The sequence below is a fragment of the Streptomyces sp. NPDC006283 genome, assembly GCF_040613325.1.
Taxonomy (GTDB): Bacteria; Actinomycetota; Actinomycetes; order Streptomycetales; family Streptomycetaceae; genus Streptomyces.
This window is the reverse complement of sequence record NZ_JBEXRZ010000116.1, coordinates 1-21,324: the sequence shown is the minus strand read 5'-3', so window position 1 is coordinate 21,324 and position 21,324 is coordinate 1. Positions and strand designations below refer to the sequence as shown.

The window sequence follows — 21,324 nt, the reverse complement described above, 5'->3', positions numbered from 1 at the left end:
TGAGTTCTCAAGGAACGGACGCTTCCTTTGTACTCACCCTTGCGGGCTTTCCTCCGGGCGCTTCCCTTCGGTCTTGCGTTTCCGACTCTATCAGATCTTTCCGATCCGATTTCCTCGGTGTGCTTTCCGGCCTTTCGGCCTTCCGGCGTTTCCGACTCTATCAGATCCTTTCGGGCCTGATTCCCAGTCAGAGGGGGGTATCTTCCCGGCTGTTGGGCCGTTCCGACTCCCGAACTCTAGCCGATTTCCCTGGCGACTCATAATCGAGCTTTCGAAATGAATTTCGGCATGCCGAAATTCATCCCGGCTGGGAGATCGTGCTGAGTTGGGTTGCCGCGTTCGCGGCAGGATGGCTGTCGAAGAACCGTTCCGGCTCCGTGACAACTCGAAGAACCTTACGGATCGCAGGGGGCCGTGTCAAACACTGCCTGGGCCGCGCCCCCGTCCGGTCAGTCCAGATCGGTGAGACGTCCGCCGGCGTCCGGCTGATCGTGTTCCACGCGGCGCAGCACACGGATCAACAGCTGACCCAGGAGTACCCGCTCTTCACCCGAGAGGTCCTGGAGGAGGTCCTCCTCGAAGTTCGTCGCCATGCGCATCGCCTCGAGCCACTTGGTACGGCCCTCGTCCGTCAGCTCCACGATGACGCGCACCCGGTTGCTCTCGTCCCGGTCCCGGGTGACCAGACCTTCGCCGGCCATGCGGTCGATGCGGTGGGTCATGGCGGCGGGGGTCAGGCCGAGCCGCTTCGCGAGTTCGCCCGGGCCCATCCGGTAGGGCGCGCCCGAGAGCACCAGAGTCTTGAGGACTTCCCATTCGGCATTGCTGATGCCGAGGTCGGAGACCTGGCGGCCGTACGCGACGTTCATGCGGCGGTTGAGCCGGCCGAGCGCGGAGACCACCTTCTCGACCTGGGGGTCCAGATCGCCGAACTCGCGCTGGTAGGCCGCGATCTGCTCGTCGAGGCTCGGCTCCTGCAGACCCGGCGTCACGGAGGCCTCGGGGATCTCGGTAGGCATGCGGCGAAGTATGGCACGGCACGCGTTGGCCTTGAAGTCCTTCACTGTGTACTCTTAACCATCGAACTTTAGTGTTGAAGTCTTCAGAGGTCAGTACTTCGGATCTCCAGAACTTCCCCGATCTTGAAGCAGGTGAGTGTGACCAAGGCGAAGGGTGCAGCGATGCGCCGGATCCAGGCGGGGAACGCGCTGAGCGCGTTCGGACTCGGTTTCACCGTCCCGTACCTCTACGTCTATGTGGCACAGGTGCGGGACCTGGGCGCCGGCTCGGCGGGAGTCGTGCTGGCGGTCTTCGCGATGGCCGCGCTGGTGGCCCTGCCCTTCACCGGCCGGGTCATCGACCGCCGCGGACCTCTGCCCGTACTCGTCGCCGCCGCCTTGCTGGCGTCCATGGGCGCCATCGGCATGGGTCTCTCGGAGAGCCTGCCGGCCGTCGTCCTGTCCGCGGCGCTGCTCGGTGCCGGTACGGCAGTGATGCAACCGGCGCTCGCGACCTTGATCGTCTGGTGCTCCGAGACCGCCACACGCACGCGCGCCTTCGCCACACAGTTCTTCCTGCAGAACCTGGGGCTGGGCATCGGAGGCCTCATCGGCGGACACATCGTCGTCGAGAGCCACCCGGAAAGCTTCCTGCTGCTGTTCGGCATCGAGGCGGCGATGTTCCTGGTGCTCGCCGGGATCGCCCTGACCGTGCGGCTCCCCCACTCCCCGTCGCTCCAAGGCGCCCGGCCCGCGAACAAGGAGGCCGGCGCCAAGGGAGGGCTGCGGGCTCTGCTCGGGCACCGGGCCATGGTCCAACTGCTCGTGCTGGGCTTTGTCCTCTTCTTCGCCTGCTACGGCCAGTTCGAGTCGGGCCTCGCGGCCTACGGCACCGAGGCGGCCGGTATCGAGCCCGCGACCCTCGGCACGGCCCTGGCCGCCAACACCGCCGTCATCGTTGTCGCGCAGTTCCTGGTGCTGAAGTTCGTGGAGCGCCGCAGGCGCAGCCGGGTCATCGCGTCGGTCGGGTTGATCTGGGCCCTGGCGTGGCTGGCAGCGGGGTACGCGGGGCTCGGACACGGCAGCCAGGCCATGGCGACCGCCGCCTTCATCTCCACGTACGCGCTGTTCGGCCTCGGCGAGGCGATGTTGTCGCCGACGGTGGCCCCCCTGGTCGCGGATCTCGCGCCGGAGGCCATGGTCGGGCAGTACAACTCCGCCTTCGCCCTGGTCAAACAGCTCGCGCTGGCGGTCGGCCCGGCCGTCGGCGGGCCGATGGGGGCCGCACTGCACGCGCCGTACATCGTGACGTTCGTGCTGTTCTCGCTCGCCATCACCGTGCTGGCGCTGCGGCTGGGCAAGCGGCTCACTCCCGTGCAGGACCAGCCGTCCCTCGCGGCGAAGACCCGAGTGGTGGCCGTGCACAAGCCCGAAGAGGCCGTCGCCCCGGCCCACTGAGGCCGCATCTCACTGCGGCAGGGCGAACTCGCACCAGACCGCTTTGCCGCCCCCTGGTGTACGGCGGCTCCCCCAGGACGAGGCGATCGTCGCGATAATGGAAATCCCGCGGCCCGCCTCGTCCTCCGTTTCCGCGCGGCGACGGCGCGGCAGATGGTCGTCCCCGTCGGTCACCTCGACGATCAGCCGGCGGTCGGTGCGACGGAGTCTGAGGCGCATGGGCGGGGTGCCGTGCTGCAGCGAATTGGCGACCAGTTCGCTGACGGCCAGGACGCCGAGGTCGTGCAGCTCCGGGGAAAAACGCCACGAGGCCAGCACCCCCGACGCGAAAGCCCGGGCCCGCGGGGCCGCCTCGATGCCGCCGAGCAGGTCGAGGGCCGCGTTGTGGAACAGCTCGGCGTCCGCGCCCAGGCGCGTCGGATGCTGAAGGACGAGCACGGCAACATCGTCGTCATGCTCCGCGGTCACGCCGAGGGAGCGGATCAGCCGGTCGCACACCACCTGCGGGCTGCCGGTCGCCCCGGCCAGCGCACGCTCCAGCGCGGCCACCCCTTCGTCGATGTCCTCACCGCGGCGCTCCACCAGGCCGTCCGTATAGAGGACCGCGGTGGAGCCGGGCGGCAGGTCGATGGAGCCGGATGTGTGCAGCCAGCCGCCGGTGCCGAGGGGCGGACCGGTCGGTTCCGCCGCACGTTCCACGCTGCCGTCCTCGTGGCGCACCAGAATCGGCAGATGTCCGGCGGAGGCGTAGACGAGCCGGCCCTCGTTGGGGTCGTGGACCGCGTAGACGCAGGTGGCGATCTGGCTCGCGTCGATCTCGGCGGCGAGCCCGTCGAGCAGCTGGAGAACCTCGTGCGGTGGGAGGTCCAGGCGGGCGTAGGCGCGGACAGCGGTGCGCAGCTGCCCCATGACGGCCGCGGCCCGCACACCCCGGCCCATCACGTCACCGATGACCAGCGCCGTACGGCCCGCGCCGAGCGTGATCACGTCGTACCAGTCGCCGCCGACCGCGGCGTCGGTGCCTCCGGGCTGGTAGGTGGCGGCGAAGCGCAGGTCGTCAGGCTGCTCCAACTCCTGGGGGAGCAGCGAACGCTGGAGCGTGACGGCCGTCTCCCGGTGGCGGCGCTCGCTGGCACGCAGCCGCTCGGCCGCCTCCGCGTGGTCGGTGACATCGGCGGCGAAGACGAGGACGCCCTCGGTGTCCTTGCTCCCGTCGGTCCGCTCCGCCGGCAGGCAGGTGACCGTGTACGAACCCTCCCCGCGCCGGGCCTTGGACTCCCCGCTGCCGTGGATCCTGCGGGACTTGACCGTACGGGGCTTGCCGCTGCGCAGCACCTGGTCCATGAGCGGAAGCAGACCGAGCTCGGCGAGCTCCGGGCACACGTCCACGGCGGTGGCACCGACCGGACGGTGCCCGAAAGCGGCGACATAGGCGTCATTGACGTACACGACGCGATGCTCGGGGCCATGCACGAGCGCGACAAGGGCGGGCAGACGGCCGAGGATCTCCGGTACGGAGAAGTCCTCGAGGGCCGGGACGTCGGGCGGGGGCTCCGGCTGTCCGTACTCGCCGCGTGCCGCGGGCACGGAGCCCTCGGACCGCTGCGCCGGGGAAAGCCCCGGGTCGGTTCCCCGCGCTGCGGCGCGACGCTGCGTACCGGGGAGCCTGGCGCTCCAACGCGTGAAGTTCACTGACTTTCTAGCCTCAATGGGTTGTCGCGAAGGGTCACTCTGTGCAGGTGTGAGCCCACCTATGGTCACACGTCCAGTGTGTCCGACCGGACTGACAGTCGTCTTTCCGCAAGCCGCCGAACCGCCGTCAGGTCCCTTGGGGGCCGTCGGGGGATCCGTCGGCCGACTGCTCCTTCGTCCCCTCTTCCCGGCCTCCGGCCGACCGGTCCTTCGAGCCGTTCGCCGGTCGTCTGCCTCCCGCCGCGAGTTCGAACTCGGCGCGCGGGTGTTCCAGCGAGCCGAGGGAGACGATCTCACGCTTGAAGAGACCGGAGAGGGTCCATTCGGCCAACACACGGGCTTTGCGGTTGAACGTGGGCACGCGGCTGAGGTGGTAGGCGCGGTGCATCAACCAGGCCGGATAGCCCTTGAGCTTGCGGCCGTAGACGTGAGCGACGCCCTTGTGCAGGCCGAGGGAGGCGACAGAGCCGACGTACTTGTGCGCGTACTCCTCCATCGGCGCGCCGCGCAGGGAGGCCACGATGTTCTCCGCGAGGACCTTGGTCTGGCGCACGGCGTGCTGTGCGTTGGGCGCGCACTCGGCGCCTGGCTTGTCGGAGGTCACGTCAGGGACGGCGGCCGCGTCACCGGCCGCCCAGGCGTGGTCGACTCCCTCGACCGACAGCCGGGCCGTGCACGTGAGCCGGCCGCGCTCGTTCAGAGGAAGGTCGGTCGCGGAGAGGACCGGTGCGGGTTTGACGCCCGCCGTCCACACGAGGGTCCGGGTCGGGAAGCGGGAACCGTCGCTCAGCACGGCCACCCGGTCCTCGCAGGACTCGAGCCGTGTCTCGAGGCGTACGTCGATGTTGCGGGCCCGCAGCTCGCGGACCGCGTACTTGCCCATCACCTCGCCGACCTCGGGAAGGATGCGTCCCTGGGCCTCGACGAGGATCCACTTCAGATCCTCCGGCTTCAGGTTGTGGTAGTACCGCGAGGTGTAGCGGGCCATGTCCTCGAGTTCCGCAAGGGCCTCGACGCCCGCGTAGCCGCCGCCGACGAAGACGAAGGTGAGGGCCGCGTCGCGGATGGCGGGGTCGCGTGTGGACGACGCGATGTCCATCTGCTCGATGACGTGGTTACGCAGGCCGATGGCCTCCTCGACCGTCTTGAAACCGATGCCGAAGTCCGCGAGGCCGGGGACGGGCAGGGTGCGGGAGATGGAGCCGGGCGCGATGACGAGTTCGTCGTAGGCGATCTCGATCGCGCCGGCGCCCTCCTCCTCGGTGGCGAGGGTGGTGACGGTCGCGGTGCGCTTGGCGTGGTCGACGGCCTTGGCCTCGCCGATGACGATCGTGCATCTGCCGAGGACGCGGCGGAGGGGGACCACGACATGGCGTGGGGAGATGGAGCCGGCCGCGGCCTCCGGGAGGAATGGCTGATACGTCATATAGGGGTCGGGGGTGACGACGACGATCTCCACCTCGCCGCGCGCGAGCTCCGGTTTCAGCTTCCGCTGGAGGCGCAGTGCGGTGTACATCCCGACATAGCCGCCGCCCACGACGAGAATGCGCGTGCGCGGCGGGGTGTCGGAGGTCGTGCCCCGGGTGTTTGCAGCCTTCACCATCCCATGAGGCAACGGCCTCGGGAGTTTGTCCACAGCCTCGGCAAATTGTGTGACCGGAAAAAGGCTGCCGCCGGGCAGGCGCGCAGCTCGGGACAAAAAGGAAGCAACGCAGGTCAGACGTGGCGGACGGGCCAGGTGCCAGGGGCGTAATAGGGAGCCTTCCGGCCCTTGCTCCGATCGGGGGGCGCTCCGTGCGGAAGTACCCCCTTCTGAATTGACTCGGGCTCAACTATGTTCGTACCCGGTCGGGGTGTCACGTCACGACATGCCCGGCGGACAGGCGGGGAGGTCTCCGGGGGGAGACGACATGACCGGGGGAACGCTCATGCATATTCAGGATTCGCATTGGCAGACCGCTGTCGCGCAGGCTTCGGCGGCGGACAGCAATGGGAACGGGCACGCGGGATCGGGCGGGGCCAGCCGCTCGGCCCCGCTGAGGGTCGACGCGCAGCGCAATCTCGAGCACGTACTGCGGGCGGCCCGCGAGGTGTTCGGCGAGCTGGGTTACGGGGCGCCGATGGAGGACGTGGCGCGCCGGGCCAGGGTCGGCGTCGGGACGGTGTACCGCCGCTTCCCGAGCAAGGACGTGCTGGTGCGCCGTATAGCCGAGGAAGAGACCTCCCGGCTGACCGAGCAGGCGCGGACGGCTCTCGGGCAGGAGGAGGAGCCGTGGTCCGCACTCTCCCGCTTCCTGCGTACATCGGTGGCATCCGGTGCGGGGCGGCTGCTGCCGCCCCAGGTGCTGCGGGTGGGTGTGGACGGCGAGGAGTCGACGGTGGTCGCGGGCGGCGCGGAGGCGCTGGAGGAGGCGCGCACCGAGGTGGCGGCGGGGCACGAGGCGGTCGGCGGTGACGTGCGCGTTCCGCAGCAGCGGGCGGGCGCGCAGCCAGGGCTGCGCGTCGTGGCCCCGCGGCCGGTCCCGGCGGACGAGCAGGACGACGCGGGTGCGGCGGATCTGCTGGAGGTCGTCGGCCGGCTCGTCGACCGGGCCCGCGCCGCCGGCGAGCTCCGCGGTGATGTGACCGTGGCGGACGTACTGCTGGTGATAGCCACGGCCGCGCCCTCGCTGCCGGATGCCGCGCAGCAGGAAGCGGCCTCGGCACGGCTGCTCGACATTCTGCTGGAGGGCCTGCGTCCGCGATCGGCGTGACCGTGCGCCCTCGGCGTGCTCGTGCGCCCCGCCCCCGCTGTGATCGCTCACCGCGTGGTCGACGCGCCCTGTCCCGGCCCCGCACTGAGGGTTCAGCCTTCCACGTACGAGTGATGCGCAGCGCTCGGATCGGTGGAAGTCTCCCCGGATGAGTGGTTGCCGTACAGGAGGGTTCGACGTAAGGGCCAACTGTGGCACGCTGGCCCGGTGTTCGGGTCTGTAGGTGCTGACGGGGGCTTCCGCGATGAGCGGTGACGGGCGGGACGAGTCGCTCGGCGGTGCGGGCGGCGCGCCGGAGGCCGACGCGCCGCTCTACTCCCAGGTGCCGAGCCAGGGTGGTCGCGGCGGATTCTCCGGCGCGGCCGGGCGGGGCGGTACGGCGGGAGCCGGCCGTCCGGCATCGGGCGGGTCTTCGCCGCCTGCGGCGCCCGCCGATGACGAGTACGCGGTGCCACAGCAGCGTGAGCCCGGCAGTTCCGGCTCCGTGCTGCCGCCGCCGAGGGAACTCCCCTCTGCGGACGCCGAATTGATCCAGCGCATGCGGGACGGCGACGACGGCGCCTATGAGGAGTTGTTCCGCCGCCACTCGGGCGCCGTCCGCCGGTACGCCCGTACGTGCTGCCGGGACGCCGACACGGCGGACGACCTGACGGCTGAGGTGTTCGTGCGGACCCTGCAGGCGGTCCGCCGGGGCGCCGGTCCGGAGCAGGCCGTGCGCGCATACCTCCTGACCACGGTCCGTCGTGTCGCCGCGACCTGGATGAAGACGGCGAAGCGGGAGCACCTGGTCGAGGACTTCGCGGTGTTCGCCGCCGAGGCGATCCGTAGCGCGGACGCGCCGATCGAGGACACCCTCGACCTCGGCGCGGACGTGCGGGCGATGCACGAGGCGGAGCAGTCACTGGCCATGCAGGCGTTCCGGTCGCTGCCGGAGCGCTGGCAGGCGGTGCTGTGGCACACCACGGTCGAGGAGGAGTCGCCGAGCGAGGTCGCGCCGCTTTTCGGGCTCACCGCCAACGCGACGGCCGTGCTCGCCAGCCGTGCGCGCGAAGGGCTCAAGCAGGCCTATCTCCAGGCCCACGTGAGCACCGCTCTCACCGCGGGCGGCGACTGCGCTCGGTACGCGGACCGGCTGGGCGCCTACGCCCGCGGAGGTCTGCGGATGCGAGCCGAGCGAGGTCTGCGCAAGCACTTGGACGAGTGCGCCAAGTGCCGTCTGGCCGCCGGCGAGCTGGCACACGTCAATGCCGGCATTCCTGCGCTGCTTCCGGTCGCGGTCATCGGCTGGTTCGCCGCGGGGTACTCCCTCAAGGCGGCCGGGATCGTCGCGGGCGGAGCGGCGGGGGCCGCGGGAGCCGGAGCTGCGGCGGCTGCCACTGGTGGCGGCGCCGGCGGGGCCTCCGGTGGGGGTGCCGTCGCGGAGGGGCTGGGCGCACCGGCGAAGGCCGGCATCGCGGCGGCCGCCGCCGTCGCCGCGACCGCGGGTCTGGTCTGGGCGCTGTCCGGCGACCCGAAGCCCTCTTCGGAGCCGGTGGCCAAGCCGCCCGCCACCGCGTCCGCCGCACCGGCCGCGCCGAAGCCGCCGTCGCCGACACCTTCGGCGCCGCCCGGTCCGATGCCGCCCCAGGCACACCCGGCGACGCAGAAACCGGAGCCCAAGCCCACGACTACGCCGACTCCGACGCCCACACAGCCCAAGCCGACGCCGACCGCTGAACCGCCGGCTCCACCCGAGCCGACGACCACGCCCTCTCCCACGCCCGAACCCACACCCCCGCCACCTCCGCCCCCGCCGCCCGCGGTCTATCAGGTGAACCGGCTGGAGTACGGGATGCTCGGCGACCACACGGGCCCGGAAGTCCGCCTGGGCGAAAGCAGCTGGCTCTGGAAGCGTTCGGGCATGTCGATCGGCGGCAAGCAGTACGCGCACGGGGTGACCGTCCACGCCAGGTCGTCCGTCACCATCGACCTCAACCGCCGGTGCAACTCCTACGACGCCCTGGTCGGTATCGACGACCTGACCGGCCTGCCGGGCCTGGGCGCGGTGCGCTTCTCCGTGTACGGGGACGGGACGCGCTTGTGGCGCTCGCCCGTGGTCCGCGGCGGCGACGCGGCCGTACCGGTCCACGTGCCGCTCACCGGCCGCGGCACCATCCGGCTGGTCGTGGAACCGGACAAGCCACTGAGCAACGCGGCGCTCGCAGGGTGGGCGCAGTCGCAGATCACGTGCGGGTAAGAAGGTCGAGCCGCCACACCCCGCCCCTACGGCTGCAGCGTCGGCCGCCGCGGCACGCCGCCCGCCACTGCACGTTGACGGGGCGCCGCCGTGCCCGTCCAGCATGTGCCCCGGCGGGACAGCAGCCTCCGCAGCCACAGCTCCGTCGAGACCAGGTCCGCCAGGCCGTCCAGCGGAACCGCTCCCCCCTCGGACGCCGCGCGCAGCGCCTTGCGGACGACACGCGCCTCCACCAGGCCCGCGTCCGCGAGCAGCGGTGCCTCGAAGAGAGCCATCAGGTGCGGCAGCGCCGCCCGCAGCCCCGCACGGGCCGCGTCCGCCGAGGAGGCGTGGGTCGGGGAACCCCAGCCCGGCGGCAGCTCGTGGATGCCTGTGCCGGCGAGAACCGTGCGCAGGACCGCCGACCGCGCGCCCGGCTGCACCCGCAGCGACTCGGGCAGGTCGCGGCAGGCCCGTACGACCTGGTTGTCCAGAAAGGGCGCGTGCAGGCGCTGGCTGCGGATCTCCGCGGCCTGTTCCAGGATGCGGTGGTCCGACGCGTGACGGGTGAGCGCCGCCCGTGCGCGGGCCTCGCCGGGGCGTTGGACCGAGGTCGGGCGCGTCGCCGCCTCCGTCAGACGAACCGATACTTCAGCGAGCGCCTCCCCGGTCAGCCAACGCGCCGCAGGCCCCGGCCGTGACCAGGCAAGGGCGGCGAGCGACGCACCCACCGCGCCGTTGCGCAGGGCGGGACCGGGGCGGTTGGCGGCGAGGAGGAGGTCGGCGGCCGTCTCGAGGCCGGTGCGGTACGGCGTGCGGGCCAGCCGCCGCGCCGCCCGGTACACCGTCAGCGGCACGAACAGCGCCTGCGGCGACGGCCGTTCGGACCGGGCGAGAGCCGTGACGGGCCGCAGCAGATGGCGTCTGCGCCGGTCCAGCAGCAGATCCGCGAGCCGCGCCGGATGCGCGTCGAGGACCTGCCGGGCGCCCGTGCCCGTGAAGTGGTCGGCGCTGCCGGCGGACAGCCGTCCACGGTGCCGTTCCGCGGTGACGAGGGAGGGGGCGGGCTCGTCCGTCAGCGGCCCGGAGTCGAGGCCCGCGTAGGGCAGCGCCTCCTCGCCGGCGGCGACCACCACATGGTGCAGCCGGGGGTTGGCGGCGATGGCGCGGGCGCGTTCCAGTTCCGGCTCGCGCAGTTCGTGGCCGCTCGTGGCGAGGTCGTTGAAGGTGACGGTGAGCAGCCGTTCGCCGGCGCCCGTGCCGTGCCCGAGGACGGTGCCGGGCACCCCGGGCAGGCCCGCCGCCAGCAGCGCGAGGGTGCTGGAGGCGCTGCCTCCGGACAGGTCCGCGCCGATGCCGGGCGCGGGCGCGCCCCGTGCGGCACGGCGTTCCGCGGGGCCCATCCCGGGGACCGGTCCGGGGTCGGGCGGCAGGGTCTCCGGGGCGTGCCGCGGCGCGGTGAGCCTGGCGCGCACGGCCTCGACCAGTGCGTCCCGTACGCCGTCGATGGCGCGGGAGGCCTCGACCTGCGGCGCGGCGACCGCCAGGGAGGCAACCGGCTCGTATCCGGTGATCTCCCGCGAGCCCTCCCGCAGGATCAGCGCGTGACCGGGCGGGATGCGCTTCACTCCCGAGTAAGGGGTCGAGTCGCGCAGCGCCTCCGGTGTCTCCGGGCAGGCGAGCAGCGCGGCGAGGTGGCCGATGTCGAGCTGGGCCTCGATGAGGTCGGCGAGGGGGAGGGCGGCGGTGGCATAGGCCGTGCCGTTGGCCCAGGGGGTGTAGAAGACGGGCCGTGCGCCCGCGAGGTCGCCGACGACGGTGATGCGGCGGCCGACCTGGACGACGGCGGTGTAGCTGCCCGCCCACGCGGTCAGATGCCTCAGCGCGCCGCCGCGCGCCGCGAACAGGCCCACGCGCAGTTGCTCGTCACTGGCCGCACAGCAGCCGAGGACGGCAAGGCGGGTCACCGTGGGGGCATGGGTGCCGCCGGGGACGGCCGGCCGCTGGTGCGGTTCGGCGGTGACGACGCGCACCTCGTCGGGGCGCCAGTCCCCGACCGCCCACAGCGGATCGGGGTCGCCCCAGAGGAGTTGGGCTCCGACGGGGTGCACGGTGAGGCCCTCGTCGGACGCTCCGACGGCACCGACCGTGCCGAAGTTCGCGGCGATACTGCTCCACCCCACCAGCCACCGCATCGCCGCCTCCATGTGTCCCCGAAGCCGTTTGGGAACATGCTGCCACGAAGGAGGCGCGTGCGAGGGGGTCCCGGTAGCGCGCGCAAAAAGTGAACGCGCCCCTGGCATGGGCGCTTTGCCGACCGTCCCGAAGTCCCCTCCGGACCCGCCGCAGACCTTGGAGGGTTGGGGAAGCGACCGGAGGACAGTCGTCATTCGGCCATTTTTCAATGACGAACGAAACCGTCGTTTGAGTCCAACACACGGACCGGGAGGCGCAGTTCACCTCCCGGACCCTGTCCACCGCCCGCGGGGATTGAGGCGGTGGTGTCCCCCAGCCCGCTGGTTCCAGTACGCAGCGGGCCGACCCACGCAGCACTCATGGAAGCGCTCCCGTCCCGGACCGGCCAGAGCGCACGCACAGGCGCACGGCCACACGGCGGGAGCACGAGGCCGCGCCGGCAACCACCCGTACGGACAACAATCTCGCCATAGGGAACTTGGCCCCTTAACGGTCGGGATGCGGCGAACTACGCTGTGTTTACTGATGTTCTCCGCAGGCGCGCATATTCCGCAGGGCTCGGCCACACGCTTTTGCAGCCGGGACCGGTCGGGGTGGGGGCATGCGAACCGGGAGAACCCAGCACGAATGCCGTGCGCGGGTAGTGCGCGGCAGCCGTCTGTGTGTCGAGGGGTGGCGCATGTCCAGGGAGCAACGCGGGCCGAACGAAAAGCTCGGCACGGTTCTCGCCCTCGCGGGAATCAGCAACGCGGGCCTTGCGCGTCGGGTCAACGACCTCGGCGCGCAGCGTGGTCTGACCCTCCGCTACGACAAGACGTCGGTGGCCCGGTGGGTGTCGAAGGGCATGGTGCCGCAGGGGGCGGCGCCCCATCTCATCGCCGCTGCCATCGGCGCGAAGCTGGGACGGCCCGTGCCGCTCCACGAGATCGGGCTGGCCGACGCCGACCCCGCCCCTGAGGTGGGTCTGGCGTTCCCCCGGGATGTCGGCGAGGCGGTGAAATCGGCCACCGAGCTGTACCGGTTGGATCTCGCCGGCCGCCGGGCCGGCGGCGGGGGCATCTGGCAGTCGCTGGCCGGATCGTTCGCAGTGAGCGCTTACGCGACGCCTGCCTCACGCTGGCTGATAACCCCGGCCGACCCGTCGGTCGAGCGGTTGCTCGACACCTCGGGCGGCTCCATGGCCGTCTCTCCCGCCGACGACGCCGGCAGCGCTGACACCGCCGACGCCTCTGACACCGGCGACACGCCCGCACGCGTGGGCCACAGCGACGTCGCGAAACTGCGGGAGGCGGCCGAGGACGCCCGCCGCTGGGACTCCAAGTACGGCGGCGGCGACTGGCGTTCGTCGATGGTCCCGGAGTGCCTGCGGGTGGACGCGGCCCCCCTGCTCCTCGGGTCGTACTCGGACGAGGTGGGCCGGGCGCTGTTCGGCGCCACGGCCGAACTGACCAGGCTCGCCGGGTGGATGGCGTTCGACACCGGCCAGCAGGAGGCCGCGCAGCGCTACTACATCCAGGCCCTGCGCCTGGCGCGCGCCGCCGCGGATGTGCCGCTCGGTGGATACGTGCTGGCGTCGATGTCGCTGCAGGCGACGTACCGGGGCTTCGCCGACGAGGGCGTCGACCTCGCGCAGGCCGCGCTCGAGCGCAACCGCGGGCTGGCCACCGCCCGCACCATGAGCTTCTTCCGGCTGGTGGAGGCGCGCGCTCACGCCAAGGCGAACGACGCGGTGGCGGCGGGCGCGGCGCTCAGGGCGGCGGAGGGCTGGCTGGAGCGTTCGCGGGAGGGCGACGCCGACCCGTCGTGGCTGGGCTTCTACTCGTACGACAGGTTCGCTGCGGACGCCGCGGAGTGCTACCGCGATTTGAAGGCCCCGAGGCAGGTGCGGCGCTTCACCGAGCAGGCGCTGTCCCGGCCCACGGAGGAGTACGTGCGCTCCCACGGGCTGCGTCTGGTCGTCTCCGCGGTGGCCGAGCTGGAGTCGGGCAACCTGGACGCGGCGTGCGCGGCGGGCACGCGCGCGGTGGAGGTGGCGGGCCGGATCTCCTCGGCGCGGACCACCGAGTACGTCCGGGACCTGCTGCACCGTCTCGAGCCGTACGGCGACGAGCCGAGGGTGATGGAGCTTCGGGAGAGAGCCCGCCCGCTCCTCATGACACCTGCGTGAGCACGCGCTGCCGCGTGTGTGAGGCGGGCTGATGCTGTCCGGGGCACGCGCTCGGGCAGGCGCCGGGCGGGCGCGGCTCGCAGGCCAGAAGGCCGAGGAGCGAACCGCGTGGCTCCCGTGTGTCGGCTGGTTTAAGCGCGTTGTCAGCGGGCCAGTGCACTATCGGGGTGGGAGGTGACGCGGTGAGGGCGTCCGGTCAGGACTTCGACAGCGATGTACTGGTGGTCGGCGGCGGGATCGTCGGCCTCTCCACGGCGTACGCGCTCGCCCGCACGGCTCCGGGCACCAGTGTGACGGTCCTGGAGAAGGAACAGGGCCCCGCGCGGCATCAGACGGGGCGCAACAGCGGAGTGATCCACAGCGGCATCTACTACCGCCCCGGTTCGCTGAAGGCGCGGTTCGCGGTGCGGGGCGCGGCCGAGATGGTCAAGTTCTGCGCGGAGTACGGCATCGACCACGAGGTCACCGGAAAGCTGATCGTCGCCACCGACAGGGACGAGCTGCCGCGGCTGCACGCCCTGGTCCAGCGCGGCCGGGAGAATGGAATCCCCGTGCGGGAACTCGGCCCGGCGCAGATCACGGAGTACGAGCCCGAGGTGCGCGGGCTCGCGGCGATCCATGTGGCGACGACCGGGATCTGCGACTTCGCGGCGGTAGCCGCGCAGCTTGCGACGGCGTCCGGCGCCGACGTGCGGTACGGCGAGGAGGTCACCGCCGTCGACCGCCGGCCATGGGGCGTCGCGGTGCGGACCCGGGCGGGGACGGTCGTCCGGGCGAGGGTGCTCGTCAACTGCGCGGGGTTGCATTGCGACCGGGTGGCACGGCTGGCCGGCGACGACCCGGGGATGCGGATCGTCCCGTTCCGCGGGGAGTACTACGACCTGGCCCGCCCCGGGCTCGTGCGCGGCCTGGTCTACCCGGTGCCCGACCCGGCGTTCCCGTTCCTCGGCGTCCATCTCACCCGCGGCACCGACGGCGGCGTCCACGTCGGGCCGAACGCGGTCCCGGCGCTGGCCCGTGAGGGCTACAGCTGGTCGGCCGTCCACCCCCGGGAGCTGGCGGGCACCCTCGGCTGGCCCGGCTCGTGGCACGTCGCCCGCCGCCACTGGCGGTACGGGGCGGGCGAGCTCCACCGTTCGCTGTCGAAGCGTGCGTTCACCGCGGCGGTCCGGCGGCTGCTGCCCGCAGTGACGGAGGACGACCTCCGGCCGGCACCCGCGGGCGTGCGGGCGCAGGCGGTACTGCGGGACGGGACGCTGGCCGACGACTTCCTGATCCGCGAGGCACCGCGCACGGTGCACGTGCTGAACGCCCCCTCGCCCGCGGCGACGGCGTCCCTCCCGATCGGCCGCGAGGTCGCCCGCCGCGCCCTCACCTCGCTCGCGGACACCCGCCTCCGCCCCGCCCGCTGATCCGGCCGCCCAGTGCTGCCCGGCGGCAGCCGGGGCGGTGCCGACGCCGCCGCCGTCATGGCGCTCCGGCCCTTCGCCCGGCCCGGCCGGGCTCGCAGCCGCGCCCTCGTAGAATCGGAGCACTGTGTCTGAGCTCCGTGACCCCACCCCCGACGCCCCCCGCCACTTCATCCGCGCCAAGGGCGTGCCGCGCTTCCCCGGCGGGCCCGCCGCCGACCCCGCAGGGTCGCACCACGAGCGCCGCATCCGCAGCTTCCAGCCGCGGCGCAGCCGGGTCACCGCCGGGCAGGGCAATGCGCTGCAGCGGCTGTGGCCGGTGTGGGGCCTGGACATCGACGGGCACCGAGTGCTCGACCTCGAGGAGATGTTCGGCGGGCTGCCGGTCGTCCTGGAGATCGGCTTCGGCATGGGCGAGGCCACCGCGCAGATGGCCGCCGACGACCCGGGAACCGGAATCCTCGCGGTCGACGTCCACACTCCCGGCCAGGGCAACCTCCTCGGCCTCGCGGAGCGCAGCGGCCTGTCCAACATCCGGGTGGCCAACGGCGACGCGATCATTCTGCTGCGCGAGATGCTCCCGCCGCGCTCGCTCGACGGGATGCGCGTCTATTTCCCGGACCCCTGGCCCAAGAAGCGGCACCACAAGCGCAGGCTGATCCAGCCCGCCTTCCTGGACCTCGCCGCCCAGCGGCTCAAGCCGGGCGCCGTCCTGCACTGCGCGACCGACTGGGAACCGTACGCCGAGCAGATGCTCGAGGTGCTCTCCGCGCACCCGGACTTCGAGAACACCCAGCAGGACGGCGGTTTCGCGCCACGTCCCGCGTTCCGTCCGCTGACCCGCTTCGAGGGGCAGGGGCTGGACAAAGGCCACAAGGTGCACGATCTGCTCTTCCGCCGGGCGCAGCCCGACGCGTGAGGCCGGCGGGGGCACCCGGACCGGAGCCTGATGCCGGCGGGGTGGCGTACCACGCACCGTCGCCAGTTGCGTACCACGCACCGTCGCCAGTTGTCGGTGCGCCTCGTTAGGGTCGACGGGTGTCCGACTCGTCCGCGCAGCCGCCCCCGGAGCACCGACCGCCCCGCCCGGCGGTGATGTCGCAGGTGCCGCCGCATCCGGTGCTTCCGGCGTGCGAGCAACAGCATGTCGACGCGACCCTCACCGAAGTGCCGGCGCCTGCGCGGCGGCGTTACAAGCCGCGTGCCTCGAAGCTGTGGCGCAGCAGGGCCCTTCGTGCAGGCGTGATGATCACGCTGCTGGCCCTGTGCGGCCTGGTGATCCTGGTGCTCGTACGGGAACAGACCGGCACCCACGGCTTCCTGGTCGGACTCGGCCTGGCCACGCTCCCGGTCCCTTTGCTGCTGGCCGCGTTCCGCTGGCTGGACCGGGTGGAGCCGGGCCCGTGGCGGAATCTCCTCTTCGCCTTCGCGTGGGGCGCGTGTGCCGCGGCGCTGATCGCGATCATCGCGAACACCTTCGCGACCCGCTGGATAGCCACCGCGACCGCCGACCCGGCATCCGCCGACACCCTCGGTGCGACGGTCATAGCGCCGGTCGTCGAGGAGAGCGCGAAAGCCGCCGCGATCATGATGATCTTCGTCTTCCGCAGACGGGACTTCACCGGGATCGTGGACGGCGTGGTGATCGCCGGTTTCACGGCCACCGGCTTCGCCTTCACGGAGAACATCCTCTATCTGGGCAACGCGTTCGGCGAGGACCAGGCGATGGGTGCCTCCGGCCTGGCCTCCGTGACCGCTGCGACGTTCTTCGTGCGCATCGTGATGTCGCCCTTCGCCCATCCGCTGTTCACCGTGCTGACGGGCATCGGCTTCGGCGTCGCGGCGCTCGGTGCCCGCCGCCGCCGGCGTCTGCGGCGCACGGCGCTGCCGATGCTGGGCCTGGCGCTCGCGATGGGCATGCACGCCCTGTGGAACGGCTCGGCGTCCTTGCTGGGCCCGTGGGGCTTCTACGCGGTGTACGGGGCGTTCATGGTGCCGGCCTTCGGTCTGCTCACCTGGCTGACGATATGGACCCGCCAGCGCGAGCTGCGCACGATATCCGACGAGCTTCCCGCGTACGCCGCGGCCGGCTGGATGTCGGCGGCCGAGCCGTCCGCGCTGTCGTCGATGCGGGCCCGCGCCATGGCGCGCGACTTCGCCCGGCGCATGTACGGACCGGCGGCCGGGCATGCGGTGTCGGAGTACGAGGCGTTCGCGACGTCGCTGGCGTTCCTGCGCCACCGGGCCCACCGGGGGGCGGCGGGCCCGGACTTCGTGGAACGCGAGCAGGAGCTGCTGCACCATCTCTGGCAGCGCAGAGCCGTCGCCGGCCCCTCGCTCGCGTACGCGGCAGAGGCCACCGGCCGAATACGGGTGCCGCCGCCGTACCGCAACTACGACGGTTACAACCCGTACCGCTCCTGAGACGCCCCGCCGACGCGTCAGACGGACGCGGCAGTCAGCGCGGCCAGCTCGCCGCCGGTCAGCTCGAGGTCCGCGACGGCGACGAGAGCCGCGAGCTGCTCGACCGTACGGGCGGAGGCGATCGGCGCGGCGACGGTCGGCTGCGCGGCCAGCCATGCGAGAGCGACGGTCGCGATCTCTGCACCGCGCGCCTGCGCGACCTCGTCGAGCGCGGCGAGGACCCGAAGGCCGCGCTCCGACTCGAGGTGCTTGGACGCGCCCTGGGCCCGCGCGCTCTCCACCGCGGCGCCCGGCCGGTACTTGCCGGTGAGGAAACCGGACGCCAGCGCGTAGTAGGGGACGGCGGCGAGTCCGGCGCGGGCGGCGGTGTCCTGCAGTTCGCCCTCGTAGGTGTGGCGGGAGACCAGGTTGTAGTGCGGCTGCAGCGCCGTGTAGCGGGCGAGACCCTCGCGTTCGGAGAAGTCCAGGGAGGCCTGGAGCCGCTCGGCGCTGAGGTTGGAGGCGGCGATCGCGCGGACCTTGCCTTCCTTCACCAGGTGGTCGAGGGCGGTGACGATCTCCTCGACGGGGACGGACGGATCATCGAAGTGGGTGTAGTAGAGGTCGATGTAGTCGGTCCCCAGCCGGGCCAGCGACTCCTCAGCCGCAGCCTTGATCGTGGTGGCCGAGAGGCCCTTGTGACGGGGGTGGGCGCCGACCTTGGTGGCGACGACGACTTCTGAGCGGTTGCCGCGGGCGGCGAGCCACTTCCCGATGAGCGTCTCCGACTCGCCGCCCTCGTTTCCGGGCACCCACGCCGAGTAGCTGTCGGCGGTGTCGACGAAGTTGCCGCCCGCGGAGGTGTACGCGTCGAGCACGGCGAAGGTCCGCGTCTCGTCGGCCGTCCAGCCGAAGACGTTGCCGCCGAGGGCGAGCGGAAAGACGCTGAGGTCGGAGGAGCCGAGGGTACGCAGAGAGGTCATGCGTCGATCAACCACTCGGCCTCTACGGCGTATTCCGGCAACCCGGGCGTCGGGGGGTGTGCGCCCGGGCTGCCGGGGACATGGGTGTGCCCGGCACAGGAATCGCCGGCTGCCTCCCTCAGTGGTGCCGAGGCGCCGCGGTGGTCCCGTACCGGGCAGAGGTCAGACCGTGAGGCCCTTGCCACGCAGCCAGGCCATGGGGTCGATGCCGGAGCCGCCCGCGGTGTGCACCTCGAGATGCAGGTGCGGCCCGGTGACATTGCCCGTGGCACCGACGCGTCCGATGGTTTCGCCGGTCGTCACCTTCTGGCCGGCACTCGCCGTCATCGACGACAGGTGGGCGTACAGGATCTCGGTGCCGTCGTCGAGCTCGAGCACGATGCGGTAGCCGTAGGAGCCGGACCAGCCCGCGGACTTGACCGTGCCGCCATGCACGGCCTTGACCGGGGTTCCCGTCGGGGCGGCGAAGTCGAGGCCGGTGTGCTGCCCGGAGGACCACATCGAACCGGACTCGCCGTACGTGGAGGTGAGCGTGTACGAGGAGGTGGGGAGGGCGAAGCTCTTGGCGAGCTCGGCGAGACGCTCTGCCTCCGCCTTGGCCCGCGCGGCCTCCTCGGCCTTGCGCTTCTCCTCTGCGGCCTTGGCTTCCGCCGCGCTCTGCTGCTTCTCGGCAGCGGCCGCGGCCTGTTCGGCGGCGAGCGTCTCCGCGGCCGCCTTCGCCTCGGCGTCCACCTCCGCCTGCTGCTGCTCGGCCTGCTGGAGGATGCGGGCGCGCAGTGCCTCGCCCGCGCCCGCCCCCTGAGCGGAGCTTCCGCCGCCGTCGGCGACGGTCGTCGCGGCGGTGAGCGGGGCCGTGTTCGCCTGCGCGGCGGAGTCCGCGGAGTCGTCCGAGATCAGGGAGCCGACGCCGGGAAGGGACTTGGCGTCGGGGAGTTTGTCCGTGATGGCGTCGGGCAGAGATATGGAGACCGCGGGCTTGTCCTGCGCGGTGGCTATGCCGCCCGCACCGACAGCGGCGATCACGCCGACTCCGAGCACCGTGGAGCTGCGGGCGAGCCCGCCGCGCTGCTTGATGACGCGGTGCCGGCCGCGCACCGGGCGGATGGAGTCCTCGGTGGGATTCCACTCCTCCCAGGTCCGCTCGGGTGCGTCGTCGCCGAAGCGTTCGGACGCGAAGCGGGCCTCGGGGGCAGGCATGTTGGACGCCACGAAGGCGTTCTCCTTCCTTCCTTGTCGCCTACCGGGTTAGCTGACGGGTTCGGAGCAGGAAGGTCTCCTACGAGTACCTCGACCGCTCGACGGAGCGGCAAAAGGTGCCCGATTCACCCCAATTGGTGGTTCCCCGGCTCCCTTGCGGGATTCGGCGCGTGCGCACGGTGCCGCCACTTACGACGGCTGGGACGACCGCGCTGCGTTATCGAACGTTAATAGACCCCGGGGCCGGAATCCAAGCTGTTCCCGGTGATCGTTAACGGCTTCGGCCGGGACTTAACCGGACAGAAGCGGCCGGAACCGGGCGACTTGATCAAACGTCAGACGTGCTCATGTTTCTGATGGTGCGTTACTTGTTATGCGGAGGGGTGCGTCACGACTACGCACCGCAATCAGGACGGGTCTGCCGGAACCGCTGCCACCGTTCGGCGCCGCTCCGGCCGGCCCGCCGCGGGCCGGCCGACCGCCAGCAGCGCCATGTCGTCGTTCGACCCTCCGCCCGTGTGCCGGCGGACATCGTCGATCAGTGCGTCCAGAAGCTCGTCCGGCCCGGAGAAGAGTCGCCCGCCGAGCCCCTCGACGGGATCGTAGAAGACCCCCCGGTCGTCGCGCGCCTCCGTCACCCCGTCCGTGTAGAGCAGCAGCGTCGCCCCGTCGGGCAGCGGATACTCGTCCGCCCGGTCCGGCCACGTCCCCAACTCCCCCATTCCCAGCGGCAGCGCCGCCTCCGACGGCTCGAGCATGTCGACACCACCGTCGGCACGCAGCACAAGCGGATCCGGATGGCCACGGTTCACGAGCCGTACCAGGGCCCCGCCGCGCGGGATCTCGCCCAGCACGGCGGTAGTGAACCCCTCGACCCGGTCGAGCCCCTCCCGCCGGATGCCCTCCCGCCGAAGCGCCCGCTCCAGCCGCTGGGCCACGCCCTGCAAGGAGCTCTCCTGCTCGGCCGCCTCACGGAACGCCCCGATGATCACGGCCACCGTCCCGACCGCGCCGAGCCCCTTGCCCCGCACATCGCCGACGACGAGCCGTACCCCGTGCGGGGTGTCCTGCACGGCGAAGAGGTCGCCACCGATGAACGCGTCCGCCTGCGCCGCCTCGTACCGCGCGGCGATGCGCAGGCCGCCGATCCGCTCGACCGGCTCGGGCAGCACGGCCCGCTGCGCGGTCTCCGCGATGACCCGGGCCGAGGCGAGCTTCTCCCCGCTGCGCCGCACGACACGATTGATGAGCAGTGCGAGGGCGGCGACAGTCAGCAGCGTGGTCGTCTCCGTGAGCGCTGTGATCTGCCCGGCCGTCCGGTTCACGACATGCAGGCCGCTCACTGCGATCACCGCCGCGATCCCGGTCAGCAGCGTCGTGACCCAGCTGACGACAGGCGCCGCGATGAGCGGGGCTGCGGCGAAGAGGGGTACCGCGGTGAATTGGGCCGGGGTCAGGAGGTCGAAGACGACACCGCCGGCGATCATCAGGGCCGGCAGCCCGCGTACGGGCCACGGGGCCCTCCGGGAGCCGACCTGGTTTCGCAACTCCTGTCCCAAGGGTGGTCTCCTGCCGGGTCCGCTGACGGCCGCGGACTACTGCCGCGCCCTACCCAGGCTGAGTGCCGACGCGCCGTGCAGCGACTCCCCGTCGTCCAACCGGGCGACGGACGGGCGCCGGGGACCGACGGAGTGCGGCCGGAAGAACGCCGACGGCCCGGCAGTCGATCTCTCGATCGTCTGCCGGGCCGTGGCCATCAGTAGCGGGGACAGGATTTGAACCTGCGACCTCTGGGTTATGAGCCCAGCGAGCTACCGAGCTGCTCCACCCCGCGTCGGTGAACACAACCTTAC

The 21,324-nt window shown here is 71.9% G+C and carries 14 protein-coding genes, 1 tRNA gene and 1 riboswitch; of the genes, 7 read left to right on the top strand and 8 right to left on the bottom strand.

Annotated features, from left to right (window positions below; translation table 11 throughout):
* Positions 1 to 449 precede the first annotated feature (449 nt).
* A complete protein-coding gene (locus tag ABZ070_RS22785) occupies positions 450 to 1,007 on the bottom strand; it encodes a MarR family transcriptional regulator (RefSeq protein WP_356636657.1) in 558 nt (185 codons plus the stop codon).
* 150 nt (positions 1,008 to 1,157) lie between these two features.
* Here ABZ070_RS22785 and ABZ070_RS22780 point away from each other — a divergent pair, with 150 nt between their 5' ends.
* A complete protein-coding gene (locus ABZ070_RS22780; protein WP_356636655.1) occupies positions 1,158 to 2,456 on the top strand; it encodes an MFS transporter in 1,299 nt (432 codons plus the stop codon).
* 9 nt (positions 2,457 to 2,465) lie between these two features.
* Here ABZ070_RS22780 and ABZ070_RS22775 read toward each other — a convergent pair whose 3' ends face one another.
* Entirely contained in the window at positions 2,466 to 4,148 is a 1,683-nt protein-coding gene (locus ABZ070_RS22775) for a SpoIIE family protein phosphatase (protein WP_356636649.1), read from the bottom strand.
* A gap of 127 nt (positions 4,149 to 4,275) precedes the next feature.
* Positions 4,276 to 5,751 carry an NAD(P)/FAD-dependent oxidoreductase gene (locus ABZ070_RS22770; protein WP_356636647.1) on the bottom strand — a complete coding sequence of 492 codons (1,476 nt, stop codon included), beginning with the start codon at positions 5,749 to 5,751 and terminating at the stop codon, positions 4,276 to 4,278.
* Between the two features lie 325 nt (positions 5,752 to 6,076).
* Here ABZ070_RS22770 and ABZ070_RS22765 point away from each other — a divergent pair, with 325 nt between their 5' ends.
* The gene (locus tag ABZ070_RS22765) at positions 6,077 to 6,901 is read left to right on the top strand and encodes a helix-turn-helix domain-containing protein (RefSeq protein ID WP_356636645.1); all 825 of its coding nucleotides are present in this window, start codon (positions 6,077 to 6,079) and stop codon (positions 6,899 to 6,901) included.
* 244 nt (positions 6,902 to 7,145) lie between these two features.
* Positions 7,146 to 9,137: a sigma-70 family RNA polymerase sigma factor gene (locus ABZ070_RS22760; RefSeq protein WP_356636643.1), complete on the top strand. Its 1,992-nt coding sequence runs from the start codon at positions 7,146 to 7,148 to the stop codon at positions 9,135 to 9,137.
* Between the two features lie 26 nt (positions 9,138 to 9,163).
* On the opposite strand, the gene ABZ070_RS22755 is transcribed toward ABZ070_RS22760, so the two are convergent.
* On the bottom strand, positions 9,164 to 11,311 hold the full coding sequence (locus tag ABZ070_RS22755) for an asparagine synthase-related protein (protein ID WP_356636641.1): 2,148 nt from the start codon (positions 11,309 to 11,311) through the stop codon (positions 9,164 to 9,166).
* Between the two features lie 680 nt (positions 11,312 to 11,991).
* Between ABZ070_RS22755 and ABZ070_RS22750 the strand changes: the two genes are divergently transcribed.
* From ABZ070_RS22750 to ABZ070_RS22735, 4 genes are all read left to right on the top strand, one after another.
* Positions 11,992 to 13,479 (top strand): MFS transporter, encoded by a 1,488-nt coding sequence (locus tag ABZ070_RS22750; RefSeq protein ID WP_356636639.1) that lies wholly within the window; start codon positions 11,992 to 11,994, stop codon positions 13,477 to 13,479.
* A gap of 182 nt (positions 13,480 to 13,661) precedes the next feature.
* A complete protein-coding gene (gene lhgO, locus ABZ070_RS22745) occupies positions 13,662 to 14,891 on the top strand; it encodes an L-2-hydroxyglutarate oxidase (protein ID WP_356636637.1) in 1,230 nt (409 codons plus the stop codon).
* Between the two features lie 169 nt (positions 14,892 to 15,060).
* Positions 15,061 to 15,807: a tRNA (guanosine(46)-N7)-methyltransferase TrmB gene (gene trmB, locus ABZ070_RS22740; protein WP_356636653.1), complete on the top strand. Its 747-nt coding sequence runs from the start codon at positions 15,061 to 15,063 to the stop codon at positions 15,805 to 15,807.
* A 176-nt stretch (positions 15,808 to 15,983) separates the two neighbouring features.
* Complete coding sequence (locus ABZ070_RS22735) at positions 15,984 to 17,312, top strand: PrsW family intramembrane metalloprotease (RefSeq protein ID WP_356636651.1); 1,329 nt, start codon at positions 15,984 to 15,986, stop codon at positions 17,310 to 17,312.
* A 17-nt stretch (positions 17,313 to 17,329) separates the two neighbouring features.
* Here ABZ070_RS22735 and ABZ070_RS22730 read toward each other — a convergent pair whose 3' ends face one another.
* The 4 genes from ABZ070_RS22730 to ABZ070_RS22715 form a co-directional block, all read right to left on the bottom strand.
* Positions 17,330 to 18,274, bottom strand: coding sequence for an aldo/keto reductase (locus ABZ070_RS22730; RefSeq protein ID WP_356636635.1), 945 nt, complete (start codon positions 18,272 to 18,274; stop codon positions 17,330 to 17,332).
* Positions 18,275 to 18,436: 162 nt separating this feature from the next.
* A complete protein-coding gene (locus ABZ070_RS22725) occupies positions 18,437 to 19,483 on the bottom strand; it encodes a M23 family metallopeptidase (protein ID WP_356636633.1) in 1,047 nt (348 codons plus the stop codon).
* Positions 19,484 to 19,493: 10 nt separating this feature from the next.
* A riboswitch (cyclic di-AMP (ydaO/yuaA leader) is annotated at positions 19,494 to 19,650 on the bottom strand.
* A 228-nt stretch (positions 19,651 to 19,878) separates the two neighbouring features.
* Positions 19,879 to 21,030: a PP2C family protein-serine/threonine phosphatase gene (locus ABZ070_RS22720; protein WP_356636631.1), complete on the bottom strand. Its 1,152-nt coding sequence runs from the start codon at positions 21,028 to 21,030 to the stop codon at positions 19,879 to 19,881.
* Positions 21,031 to 21,231: 201 nt separating this feature from the next.
* A tRNA-Met gene (locus tag ABZ070_RS22715) sits at positions 21,232 to 21,305 on the bottom strand.
* Between the last annotated feature and the right edge of the window lie 19 nt (positions 21,306 to 21,324).